Origin of the sequence: Sphingobacterium sp. InxBP1, assembly GCF_026191775.1 — a bacterium.
In the GTDB taxonomy this organism is placed as follows: domain Bacteria; phylum Bacteroidota; class Bacteroidia; order Sphingobacteriales; family Sphingobacteriaceae; genus Sphingobacterium; species Sphingobacterium thalpophilum.
In genome coordinates, this window is record NZ_JAINDX010000046.1 from 686,769 (window position 1) to 700,051 (window position 13,283).

General features: G+C 44.3%; 10 protein-coding genes. 9 read left to right on the plus strand and 1 reads right to left on the minus strand.

Going from position 1 to position 13,283, the window contains the following annotated elements; all coding sequences use genetic code 11:
• Nucleotides 1-4 precede the first annotated feature (4 nt).
• From K7A41_RS15220 to K7A41_RS15260, 9 genes are all read left to right on the plus strand, one after another.
• Nucleotides 5-1,924, plus strand: coding sequence for a glycoside hydrolase family 88 protein (locus K7A41_RS15220; protein ID WP_265714362.1), 1,920 nt, complete (start codon nt 5-7; stop codon nt 1,922-1,924).
• Between the two features lie 7 nt (nt 1,925-1,931).
• Nucleotides 1,932-2,969, plus strand: coding sequence for a pectate lyase (pelA, locus tag K7A41_RS15225; protein WP_265714363.1), 1,038 nt, complete (start codon nt 1,932-1,934; stop codon nt 2,967-2,969).
• 12 nt (nt 2,970-2,981) lie between these two features.
• A complete protein-coding gene (locus K7A41_RS15230) occupies nt 2,982-4,487 on the plus strand; it encodes a tagaturonate reductase (protein ID WP_265714364.1) in 1,506 nt (501 codons plus the stop codon).
• Nucleotides 4,477-6,123: a UxaA family hydrolase gene (locus tag K7A41_RS15235; RefSeq protein WP_265714365.1), complete on the plus strand. Its 1,647-nt coding sequence runs from the start codon at nt 4,477-4,479 to the stop codon at nt 6,121-6,123. The genes K7A41_RS15230 and K7A41_RS15235 overlap by 11 nt, the downstream gene beginning before the upstream one ends.
• An 11-nt stretch (nt 6,124-6,134) precedes the next feature.
• The gene (gene uxaC, locus K7A41_RS15240; protein ID WP_265714366.1) at nt 6,135-7,535 is read left to right on the plus strand and encodes a glucuronate isomerase; all 1,401 of its coding nucleotides are present in this window, start codon (nt 6,135-6,137) and stop codon (nt 7,533-7,535) included.
• A 4-nt stretch (nt 7,536-7,539) separates the two neighbouring features.
• Nucleotides 7,540-8,565, plus strand: coding sequence for a sugar kinase (locus K7A41_RS15245; protein WP_265714367.1), 1,026 nt, complete (start codon nt 7,540-7,542; stop codon nt 8,563-8,565).
• Nucleotides 8,562-9,212, plus strand: coding sequence for a bifunctional 4-hydroxy-2-oxoglutarate aldolase/2-dehydro-3-deoxy-phosphogluconate aldolase (locus K7A41_RS15250; protein WP_265714368.1), 651 nt, complete (start codon nt 8,562-8,564; stop codon nt 9,210-9,212). The genes K7A41_RS15245 and K7A41_RS15250 overlap by 4 nt, the downstream gene beginning before the upstream one ends.
• Before the next feature lie 24 nt (nt 9,213-9,236).
• A complete protein-coding gene (locus K7A41_RS15255; RefSeq protein WP_028071025.1) occupies nt 9,237-10,676 on the plus strand; it encodes an MFS transporter in 1,440 nt (479 codons plus the stop codon).
• Between the two features lie 70 nt (nt 10,677-10,746).
• Nucleotides 10,747-12,366: an NADP-dependent glyceraldehyde-3-phosphate dehydrogenase gene (locus tag K7A41_RS15260; RefSeq protein WP_265714369.1), complete on the plus strand. Its 1,620-nt coding sequence runs from the start codon at nt 10,747-10,749 to the stop codon at nt 12,364-12,366.
• 122 nt (nt 12,367-12,488) lie between these two features.
• On the opposite strand, the gene K7A41_RS15265 is transcribed toward K7A41_RS15260, so the two are convergent.
• Nucleotides 12,489-13,262, minus strand: coding sequence for a rhamnogalacturonan acetylesterase (locus K7A41_RS15265; protein ID WP_265714370.1), 774 nt, complete (start codon nt 13,260-13,262; stop codon nt 12,489-12,491).
• Nucleotides 13,263-13,283: the final 21 nt, after the last annotated feature.

Here is a 13,283-nt window from a genome sequence, read left to right on the forward strand (position 1 = left end):
TACCATGAAAAAGTTACTTATCCTTCTTTTCAATGTTGTCGTTCTGGGTTCTTTTAATGGATTTGCACAGCAGAAAGCCCTATCAGAACAAATGGCCACGACGGTATTGAACAAAATTTACCCAGACACGCTCTTCACTAACCCAGGCAAATTTCCTAAGTGGTCATACGATATGGGGGTTATTTTTGAGGGGCTGACAGAAGTATGGCGCAACACAGGAAATGGGGATTATTTCAACTATATACAATCCCGCATGGACCCCTATTTAAGTATTCCAGACTCGATAAAAAATTATAGAGCTACGGATTTCAATATCGACAATATTAAAAATGGCACGACCTTGTTGATGCTGTACAAGGTAACGGGACAGGAAAAATACCTGAAAGCGTGCCATCAGCTATATGCCCAGCTCAAAAAACATCCGCGTACCAATGAAGGCGGGTTTTGGCATAAGAAGATATATCCTTATCAGATGTGGCTCGATGGTCTCTATATGGGGCAGCCCTTTTATGCGGAATACGCTAGTTTGATGAATATCCCAAGTGCTTTTGATGACATCGCAAATCAATTCGTATACATGGAGAAAAACGCACGGGACCCCAAAACAGGCCTACTATATCACGGTTGGGACGAATCTAGAAAGGAACGCTGGTCAGACCCCAAAACAGGCTTATCCCGACATTTTTGGGGCCGTGGCATGGGCTGGTACGTCATGGCTCTTGTCGATGTATTGGATTATTTCCCGGAAAACCATTCCCGCAGGCCTGAATTGATAGCGATATTGAACAGAACCTTATCGGCAGTGACCAAATATCAGGACAGCAAAACTGGAGTATGGTATGATATCGTCGATTTGGGTACCCGAGAAGGCAATTATCTAGAAGCTTCGGCATCCAGTATGTTTGTATTCGCTTTAGCAAAATCGTTGCGTAAAGGATACATACCAAACTCATTTGAAAAGAATCTGGATTTCGCTTTCCAAGGCCTTGTTAGCGAATTTACCTCTCCTGCGGGTAAAGATCAGATAAATCTCAACAAGGTTGTTGAAGTATCCGGATTGGGCGGCAGCAAAAACTATCGCGATGGTAGTTTTGAATACTATATGAGTGAGCCTGTCATCACCAATGATCCAAAAGGTGTGGGGGCCTTTATTCTGGCTGCCTCCGAAGTCGAATTCTTACGCGCAAGAAAAGGGAAAAAGAGCCTGAATATCACCTTGGATAACTATTACAACAACGAATTTAAACGTACCGCCTCAGGACAGCTCAAACCCTACCATTATCTATGGGATGGTGATGATAATAATGGCTTTTCGTTGTGGGGCCGAATCTTTGAAAAAAATGGTGGTCAGCTCCAAACGCTCAAAGAAGCGCCTACAGCACGTCATCTGGCACGATCAAGCATTTATATTATCGTGGATCCTGATACGGAAAAAGAAACCGAAAAGCCGAATTTCATGAATGAGGCAGATGCAAAGCAAATCACCGACTGGGTAAAGAAGGGTGGGGTCCTTGTCCTTATGCTGAATGACAAAGGAAATTGTGAAATCAGCAAATTTAATACTTTGTGCAAGCAGTTCGGCATCACGTTCAATGAAGATAGCCGTAACCGCGTCAAAGGAAGGGAATTCGAGACCGGAGCAATCGCCATTCCACAAGGCAATAAAGTATTTCCAAACACGTCAAAAATATATATCAAGGAGATTTCGACTTTGCGGGTAACGTCACCTGCACAGGCCTTGATAAAGGATAATGGTGACAATATCATCGCGATAGCAACCTATGGAAAAGGAACGGTATTCGCTATCGGCGACCCTTGGCTGTACAACGAGTACACTGACGGACGAAAGCTTCCTAAAGAATACCAAAATTTTACCGCAGCAAATGACCTTACCGAGTGGTTGGTGAAACAAGCTAAAAAATAATACAAATATGGAAGTGTCTTATTGCAAAATCATCTGTTTAGCTGCACTCACACTGAGTCTTTACCCTTTGCGCGCGCAAATTCAGAAGGACTCCCTTGCTGATAAGATCTTGTTGTATCAACTTCCAAATGGTGCATGGCCCAAACAGCTGATCGATAAAAGTGTAGTAGACTATAGGCTGCCTATCGACGGCCGCCTTAGAAAAAAAATAAAAGACACGGGAATTGATCATGCAACCATAGACAACAACGCAACGACGAGAGAAATAAATAGCCTCATCAAAGCTTATGGTACGACAAAACAGGAAGCTTATTTAAAGGGTGCCGAAAAAGGGATAGCCTATCTCCTTTCTGCACAGTATGAAAATGGCGGATTTCCGCAATATTATCCCAACAAATCGCTTTATCGTGCCGAAATCACTTATAACGACAACGCCATGATCAACGCTCTTCGTGTGCTGGATAACGTTGCTAAAGCGCAACATGGCTTTGAGGCAATTCATACAGACTATCGAAAAAGAGCTCAGTCGGCTGTCGAGAGAGGGATAGCTTGCATCCTTAAAACGCAGATTGTCCAAAACACAACACCCACGATCTGGGCGGCACAGTATGATGAGAAAAACCTGACAGCAGCACAGGCACGGAAATTTGAGCCCGCAGCCTTGAGCACAAGTGAATCGGTCGCTATCGTACGCTTCCTTATGCAACAACCCGCCACTCCGCAGATTCAATTGGCTATAACTCATGCAATCAGCTGGTTTCAAAATAATAAAATTAAAGGCTACCGCTTCGCTACTGAAAAAAATCAATCAACTGGGCAAACGGAGCGCAAGCTTATCCCGGACAGCGCATCCGTGGTCTGGGCACGTTTTTATGACCTTCAGGACAATAGGCCACTTTTTGGAGACAGGGATAATTCCATTAAGTACAAGTTCGAAGAATTGTCAGAAGAACGGAAGAATGGTTATGCATGGTTTGGAGACTGGCCTGAAAAATTAATCCGTGTGGACTATTTAAAATGGAAACAACAACATCAAATTCAATAATAGAAAAGAGCAATGCTACTTACACAAGATACATTACAATCAATTGCTTCCGATTTGGTCGATACACCAACAGAAGCCTCATTTTTATATCCTGAAAAAATACTTCAGTTTGGGACGGGTGTTTTACTTCGGGGCCTACCGGACTACTTTGTGAACAAAGCAAACCAACAGGGGCTATTCCGGGGAAGAATTGTAGTCATCAAATCAACAAGCGCCGGTACTGCAGATTCGTTTGAACAGCAAAACAACTTATATACTTTGTGCATAAAGGGGTTGGACGAAGGCAAAGAAATATCAAGCTACGAGATTAATAATAGCATTTCTCGCGTGCTCTCAGCAAGCGAATCCTGGCAAGAAATACTGAAAAACGCAGAAAACCCCGCACTTGAGATCGTTTTCTCCAATACCACTGAAGTCGGTATCGTGATGAGTGAAGACCTTGTTGACGACAATCCTCCAAAGTCTTTCCCCGGCAAGCTTTTGGCTATTTTATACCACCGGTTTACACATTTTGCCGGCGACATTACGAAAGGGTTAACGATCGTGCCGACCGAACTGATAACGGATAATGGCAGCAAATTAAAAAAGATTATTTTTGACCTTGCTCAACAGAACAGCCTGTCAGCAGATTTTATAGAATGGCTGACGGGAGCCAACGACTTTTGCAATACTTTGGTGGACCGCATTGTCCCCGGTGCGCTATCGCCGGCAGACTATGTAAAGACAACAGCAATGTTAGGATATGAGGATCAGTTGATGATCATGGCCGAACCCTTCCGTTTGTGGGCCATCGAAGCAATATCCGACCGTGTAAAACAGCGCTTATCCTTCGCCGTAGCGGATTCCAGCGTGCTGCTGGTCCCCTCCATAGAAAAGTACAAAGAAATTAAGCTCAGGCTCCTCAATGGAACGCATACACTGAGCTGCGCAATGGCACTTCTATCGGGCTTCACTACCGTCAAAGAAGCCATGCAGCACGCTGCGTTCAGCCAATTTATCCGCTTGCTGATGCAAGATGAAATTGGACCATCCATCTTAAGCACGGCGATTTCTCAAAACGACGTGAAGGATTTTTCATCAAAAGTTATGGATCGCTTCGCCAATCCTTATCTCGAACATAAATGGGAATCAATAGCCCTCAACTACAGTTCGAAAATGGCCATGCGTAATATCCCTTTATTGGATAAATGGTATGGCAGCCACAGCGAGGCACCGCAGCTATTCGCTCTGGGATTTGCAGCTTACCTTTACTTTTTAAAGTCAGAACGGAAAGATAGCCATTACATACGGACCATCAATGGACGCACCATCGAAATTCAGGATGAATCTGCAGCAGTCTTTTATGAGGCCTGGCAGCAGCCGGAGACGGTTGTTCATACCGTTCTTTCGAACGTCGGCTTATGGAATAGGGATCTGACCAAGTTTCCCGGACTGGAAGAAACTGTAGACCGACAGCTAAAACAGATTATTCACAATGGTGCGTTGCAAGCGCTAACTATTTTGGAACATGAAAAATAAAGTACTTAAAATACATCCGAAGGACAACGTCCTGGTCGCTTTACAGGATCTAAGAAAGGGTGAAGCTATCTCATTTGAAGGAGCACATTATATCCTGCAGGAAGATATTCCCGCCAAACACAAATTTTTTATGCATGATATGCGTTTCGGCGATGAGATCCGAATGTATGGTGTGCTTGTCGGAAAAGCGCAATTTGACATTCCGCAAGGGAGTATAATGAATACCGAAAACACCAAACATGCTGCGGAGCCTTATCATTTCAGACCTTCCCAGTACCATTGGGACAAACCCGATGTCTCTAAATTCGAGACAAGGACCTTCAACGGATACCTACGCGGAGACGGACGGGCCGGAACAGCCAATTATTGGCTCTTCATCCCGACAGTATTTTGTGAAAACAGGAACTTGGATGTCATCAAAGAGGCTCTCTACAATGAGCTTGGGTACTCCGTTACCGGGAAATATAAAAATTTCACACACCAGCTGCTGCAAGCCTATGAAAAAGGGGAAACCTTGGATCTGTCTTCATTGGAAAAACTCAATACCAGTACAGCGCAATCCAGCCGGGTATTCAAAAATGTCGATGGGATCAAATTTCTCAACCATCAGGGCGGCTGTGGCGGAATACGACAGGATGCGGCGGTCTTAAGTAAACTGCTTGCGGCTTATGCTGACCATCCCAACGTAGCCGGTGTGACAGTATTAAGCCTAGGCTGTCAGAATCTACAACTAAACGACTTGGTGAACGACATCAAGCTTCGCAATCCCAATTTTGATAAACCGCTATATGTATTTGAACAGCAACAATCGAAGAGCGAGGAACAGCTGATTAAGGAAGCCATACTGCAGACCTTCATCGGCCTTACAGAAATCAACAAAATTACCAGACAACCGGTGCCTTTAAGCAAATTGACACTCGGTGTCAAGTGTGGTGGCAGTGATGGTTTCAGCGGTATTTCGGCGAATCCAGCTGTCGGTTATACGGCTGATCTCCTGGTCGCTTTGGGGGGGAAGGTGCTTCTAGCGGAATTTCCGGAATTATGCGGTGCCGAACAGAATCTTATAGACCGGACGTTGGATCCTGCCGCAGCCAATAAATTTATCGACTTGATGACCGCCTATAGCAATGCAGCGGAGGCTGTAGGCTCGGGGTTTTATATGAATCCTTCACCGGGCAATATACGTGACGGACTCATTACGGATGCCATCAAAAGTAATGGCGCTGCCAAAAAAGGCGGCACCTCCCCTGTAGTCGATGTCCTCGATTATACGGAGGCAGCCACAAAAGCCGGACTTAATCTGGTCTGCACACCAGGCAACGATGTCGAAGCCACAACCGGTAAAGCAGCCGCAGGCGCCACCTTAATTTTATTTACTACGGGACTGGGCACCCCTACCGGTAATCCAATATGCCCGGTAATCAAAGTCGCCACCAATAATACATTGGCAAAGAAAATGGCCGACATCATTGACATTAATACCGGCCCTATTATCGATGGTGACAAAACAATCCAGGAAATGGGCGAAGATATACTCGAGTATTGCATCAAAGCAGCCAGCGGTGAGGTAATTCCCAAGGCTGTTCAATTAAATCAGGACGACTTCATCCCTTGGAAAAGAGGTGTGAGCTTATAAATTTATATAGTATGAAAGCATTCTTAGACGAAAACTTTTTATTAAACTCAAAAACAGCAGAAGTGCTGTACCACAATTATTCAAAACAGCTACCCATTATCGACTATCATAATCATCTGATTCCGGAGCAGATCGCCAATGATATTAAATTTGAAAATATCAGTCAGGTCTGGCTCCATGGTGATCATTATAAATGGCGGGCGATGCGCGCCAATGGTGTGAATGAACGGTATATTACGGGCGATGCCTCAGACGAAGAAAAATTCATGAAATGGGCAGAAACAGTGCCTTATACATTACGCAACCCGCTACATCACTGGACGCACCTTGAGCTCCAACGCTATTTCGGCATAACGGACTTACTTTCTCCAAAAACAGCCGGTAAAATATATGCGGATACCGGTCAGCTCCTACAGCAAGACAGCCATTCTGTACGCGGATTATTGAAAATGATGAATGTTGAAGTAGTCTGTACTACGGACGATCCTATTGATAGTTTGGAATTCCATCAACAATTCGCCGGAGAAAACGAGTCCTTCAAAATGCTTCCGGCGTTTCGTCCCGACAAAGCCATGAACGCCGATGACCTGGTCGCGCTGAACCAATATATCGACAAACTGGAAGAAGTCTGTAACCTGACCATCCACAGCTTAGGAGATTATCTGCGCGCATTGAAAGCCAGACATGACTTTTTCGCTGCCAATGGATGTAGTGTTTCTGACCATGGCCTTGAGCAGATTTACGCCGAAGATTATACCGAACAGGAAATTGCCTCGATTTTCGACAAAATACGGTCAAAAAAAGAAATTTCCTTCGATGAAAACCTGAAATTCAAATCCGCCATGCTGATCTATTTTGCAGAGTGGGATCACGAAAAAGGATGGGTTCAACAATATCACCTGGGCGCATTGCGCAATAATAATGCGCGTATGCACCGCTTAATCGGGCCAGATACAGGGTGGGATTCGATCGGCGATTTTAGCCAGGCCCGCGCATTGTCAAAATTTTTGAATAAATTAGACAATCAGGATAAGCTAACCAAGACCATCTTGTATAACCTCAATCCGGCAGACAATGAGCTCATTGCAACCATGATTGGGAACTTTAACGATGGATCTATCAAAGGAAAAATTCAATTTGGCTCAGCTTGGTGGTTTTTGGATCAGAAAGATGGTATGACAAAGCAGATTAACGCGCTTTCAAATATGGGGCTATTAAGTCGCCTTGTCGGCATGTTGACTGATTCCCGAAGCTTCCTTTCGTTCCCGAGACATGAATACTTCCGGAGATTGCTGTGTGACATCTTCGGGCAAGACATCGAAAGAGGCGAGATACCGAACGATATCGAATGGGTAGGCAAAATCGTACAGGACATCAGTTATAATAACGCACGAGAATATTTTGAATTTTAACAAAATGCAGGGTAAAGTACTAAGCTTTGGCGAATTGCTGTTGCGCATCTGTCCCGACATCGAACAGAACTGGATTGAACAGCATCAACTACCTTTCTATGTAGGGGGAGCAGAACTGAATGTGGCGACTGCTCTCGCCCTTTGGAATGTGCCATCCTCTTATTTATCTGCAGTGCCTCAAAATGCCATTTGTGAAAGCATTGACCAGTATCTGCAACGGAAGAATATCGATACAACATCCATGCAATGGACGGGAGACCGACTGGGAATATATTATCTACCCAAGGGGAAGGACCTCAAAAACGCAGCCGTGATTTACGATCGGGCACATTCTTCTTTTGCCAGTCTGAAGGTAGGCAGTATCGATTGGCATCAGGTGTTTGCAGATGTCAAATGGTTCCATTTCTCTGCGATTTGTCCAGCTATCAGCCAGGAGGTCGCCGACCTTTGCCTGGAGGCGGTACAGGTCGCCCAAGAGAAGGGCATATTTGTGTCCCTGGATCTGAATTATCGGTCCAAGCTGTGGAAATATGGAAAAGCTCCAAAAGAAGTGATGCCGGAGATAGCAAAACACTGTAACCTTATCATGGGCAATATCTGGGCAGCCCATCAGATGCTCGACACAAAGCTAAACGGACAGTTCCTGACACAGGCCTCAGGTTATAAGGATGAGGATTTGCTCACACAGGCCCTGGAAACGAGCGAGGAAATCATTGGCGCCTATCCACGTTGCCAGTATGTAGCCAACACCTTCCGTTTTGACTATCAGCTCAAAGGCATCAGATATTATACCACATTGTTTGACAAGGACAATCTGATCAAATCGAAAGAGTATATCTCGGAGGACATTTTAGACAAAGTCGGAAGTGGCGACTGCTTTATGGCAGGATTAATTTACGGTTTATATTCCAACCTGCCACCAAAAGAAACACTGGAGTTTGCAACGCTTGCTGCATTCGATAAACTATTTATTGCCAGCGATGCAACCACAAGCACAGTAGAAGATATAAAAAAAAGAATGAGAGCATGAGTTTGAAAGAAATTGTACTACAAAAAATCATTGAACAGGGGACACTTCCGCTGTTCTTCCATCACGATAGAGAGAGAAGTGCCGCTATTCTACGCACGCTGTATCAAGCAGGCGTACGTGTATTTGAATTTACCAATAGAGGCGCAGAAGCTCTTGAGGTATTCGAGCACCTAATCGCCGTAAGAGATGCTGAAATGCAAGACCTTTACTTGGGTATCGGGACAATCAAATCTGTGGAAGACGCACAGCAGTTCCTTCAGGTAGGTGCAGATTTCATTGTTGCACCCCTTGTAAATCCACTGGTTGGCTCTCTTGTTCATGAGCAGCATAAATTATGGATTCCGGGCTGTATGACACCGACTGAAATCTATACAGCGCAGCAACAAGGCGCTGCCCTGATTAAATTGTTCCCGGCCAATATCCTGGGCCCTGCATTTATGAGCTCCATCCGCGAGCTTTTTAAAGACCAAAAGTTTATGCCCACTGGCGGCGTGGAAATTGAGATGGAGAATCTGAAAGCTTGGTTCAGATCCGGAGTATGTGCAGTAGGCATGGGTAGCAAGCTTATAGATCCTAAAGATACAGCCCAATTATTCGAAAACACGAAGAAAGCACTTGACTTCGTTTCAAAAGCACGACAACAATAAAAATAAACTATTAAACCCATTATGATGAACACGGAGAAAAAGGGCAATTACCGCTGGGTAATATGTTCGCTACTATTTTTTGCTACGACGATCAATTACCTGGACCGCCAGGTACTTTCATTGACCTGGAAGGATTTTATCAGTCCGGAATTCCATTGGACCAATACCGATTATGGAAATATTACGGCTTTATTTTCTATCTTCTATGCGATCAGTATGCTTTTCGCAGGCCGTTTTGTGGACTGGATGGACACCAAAAAAGGATTTTTATGGGCTATAGGAATTTGGTCCGTTGGCGCCATTATCCACGCTTTTTGTGGGATTGCAACATCTGGAATTGTCGCCGGTGAATGGTTTGTTGGTTTTGAAGGAGCAAAAGAGGCTATTTCTCACGTGAACAATGCAGGCTTAGTCATCAGTGTCAGCGTCAACCTGTTTATCTTTGCACGGTTTGTGCTTGCTGTTGGGGAAGCTGGAAACTTTCCGGCAGCCATCAAAGCGACTGCCGAGTATTTTCCGAAAAAAGACCGCGCGCTGGCCACTAGCATTTTCAACTCTGGGGCGACTATAGGTGCACTAGCAGCGCCACTGACAATACCTGTCATCGCTGCACATTGGGGATGGGAAATGTCATTCATTATTATCGGTGCACTGGGGTTCGTCTGGATGGGTTTTTGGATTTTCCTGTACAAAAAACCACATGACAACCCCAAAGTCAATGCTGCTGAGCTAGCTTATATCCACCAAGATGACCACGAAGAGCAAGCTGCTCACCCCGGTGCAACAAAACAACCAAGGACCACAATATCAGAGTGCCTCAAATACAAACAGACCTGGGCTTTTGTATTCGGAAAATTCATGACCGATGGTGTTTGGTGGTTCTTCCTATTTTGGATGCCCGCCTACCTTTCCGCTGTTTATGACATTAAATCATCCGATACCGAGGGGCAGCTCGCAATCTTTGTCCTTTATGCCATCACGATGTTATCGATCTACGGCGGCTGGCTCCCTACCTATTTTGTTGATAAAAAAGGGATGAACGCTTATGAAGGGCGGATGAAAGCTATGCTTTTGTTTGCATTTGTGCCGTTAGTTGTTCTATTTGCGCAGCCTCTCGGACATATTTCATACTGGATACCAGTGATTTTAATCGGCTTTGCGGGTGCAGCACATCAGTCCTGGTCGGCAAACATTTTCTCCACCATCGGAGACTCTTTTCCGAAGCGGGCTATTGCAACAGTTACAGGCATAGGCGGACTCGCGGGCGGTGTAGGCGCTTTTATTATCAATAAAACCTCCGGCTGGCTGTTTGATTATGCAAAAGAGACACAAATGACATTTATGGGCTTTAAAGGCGAAGAAGCCGGGTATTTTATTATCTTTTCTTTCTGTGCTTTAGCATACTTGATTGCATGGGTGGTAATGAAAGCCCTTGTTCCTAAACTAATTTTAATAAAAAATTAACAAATATTGCAAAAATTGTATTATATTAGCAATATCTTTATGAATATCAATCTAAACCATTTTTAAAACAATGAGCTTAAACTTAGAAGGTATCTTCTACGAGGAGAAAGACATTCCCGCAGAATTTACACTAGACGAACAGGTCGATCAAAGAGAGTTCCTTTCCAATGGAGAAATGATTTCTTGGGCGGGTCAGGTAAACGAAGTTTTTTCACCGATTTGTGTGAAGACGAAGGACGGCCTGAAGCGTAAGCGCATCGGTAGTTTCCCTGTTTGTACTGAAAAAGAGTCCATGGAAGCCTTAGACGCTGCTGTAAAAGCATACGACAATGGACGTGGAGAATGGCCAACAATGAGCGTTGCCGATCGTATTGCTTGTGTGGAGAATTTTACACAAAAAATGATTGCCAAGAAAGACATTGTTGTCAAGCTTATTATGTGGGAAATTGGCAAGTCGTATGCAGACTCGGTAAAAGAGTTTGATCGTACTGTTGAGTATATCTACGCGACGATCGATGCATTGAAAGATATAGACCGTGACTCTTCACGTTTTCAGATCGAACAGGGCATCGTTGCCCAGATCAGAAGGTCACCACTGGGAGTTGTCCTTTGTATGGGACCGTTCAATTATCCGCTAAATGAGACTTTCACGACGCTCATCCCTGCATTGATCATGGGTAATACCATGCTATTTAAACCGCCTAAACATGGCACCTTATTGCACTACCCTTTATTGGAAGCATTTAGAACAAGTTTTCCAAAAGGAGTGGTCAATACGATCTATGGACGTGGAAACAAGATTGTTCCAAGTTTGATGCAATCCGGAAAAATCAATGTCCTTACCCTGATTGGATCAAGCCGTGTAGCTGACGAACTCAAAAAATTGCATCCAAAGGTAAACCGTCTACGTGCGATCCTTGGACTGGATGCTAAAAATGCGGCTATTATCACCAAAGATGCTGATCTGAACTTAGCGGTCTCCGAAACAGTATTGGGTTCGCTTTCATTCAATGGCCAGCGTTGTACGGCATTGAAAATTATCTATGTACACCGCAGCTTGGCACAGGAGTTTTTAAAACGTCTTTCTGCCGAAGTTGGAAAGCTTAAGTATGGAATGCCTTGGGAAAAAGGGGTATCCTTGACTCCTCTCCCAGAAGTTAACAAGCCGGCATACTTAACGGAGTGCATCGAAGATGCGAAAGCGTATGGAGCCAAAGTAATCAATGAAAATGGCGGCCAGGTAGCCGAATCTTTCTTCTATCCGGCGATTGTTTATCCGGTCAACTCCCAGATGAAGCTCTACAGAGAAGAACAGTTTGGTCCGGTGATCCCGGTAGTCCCTTTTGATGATCTCGAAGAGCCTATCGAGTACCTAATCGGTTCATCTCACGGACAGCAGGTAAGTATTTTCAGCAATAACGCAGCGGTGGTATCTTCTTTGATCGATCCGTTGGTTAATCAGGTGAGCCGTGTCAACATCAATTGCCAATGCCAACGTGGCCCTGATACTTTCCCTTTCACAGGAAGAAAGGACAGTGCCGAAGGTACATTATCTGTCGTTGATGCGCTACGTTCATTCTCTATCCGTTCGTTAGTTGCGACAAAATTCACAGAAGAAAACAAAAAACTGCTGAACGAGATCGTTAGTGAAAATGAATCGAATTTCTTAAGCACCAAATATATCTTCTAGAGAGATCGATATCCTATAAAAACACCAGTTAATTGCAGCGTCTGCAATTAACTGGTGTTTCGTTTTTAAACGGCACGCTGGCAATTGTGATGGATGAGTATAAGATCGTTAATTCCGCAATATTAATGCGCCTCAAAATGCTTGCAAATTGGCAATTTCAGTTCCTTTATCCCCTCTACGACCAAGTTGGCAACAGCCGAAGCACCGATCGGGCTTAAATGGGTGTCATCCTGTTTACCCTCTGGATAGTTTGGGTTTCCCTTTTCCACATGAAGAAACAATGGTTTACTTTTTTCATCACCGTAAGATGACAATAATCGGGATGTTTTTTCTTCCATATCGATACAATGTACATGCAAGTTTTCAGCCAGTTTTTTCATAATCGAGGGATAATCCCCATGTGTAGGGACCAAGCTACCACCTTCAAATTTACGTCTGGCGATCGATGTTAAAAGAACAGGAATCGCGCCTTTTTCCCTTGTCTGTTGGATGTAGAAAGTCAGGTTCTGTTCAAATTCCTCTAGAGAGGTTCCCACATTGGGCTTATTGATTTTCTCATCGTTGTGGCCAAACTGGATGAATACATAATCACCATGCTGCAAATGCTCAACAATTGGAGTCCAATGATCCACGATACTTCCGTCCTTGCCGACATCGTGTTTGAAGGATTTACTGCTGCGTCCGTTCAGGGCCCGGTTATCAACCTTGACGTGTTGGTCAGCCAATTTCGCAAAAGCCATTCCCCATCCGGTTTCGGGAAAAGCCCGCTCCTGTTTAATAGCTGCCGTCGAGTCGCCAATAATATAGATGGTCAGTGGGCGATCTTGCCGGAAAGCGAAAAGGAGAATTGCTATGCAAAGACCAACAATAAAGACACAAATTTCTTTTTTCATCATATACATGTTTTAAGAGCACAC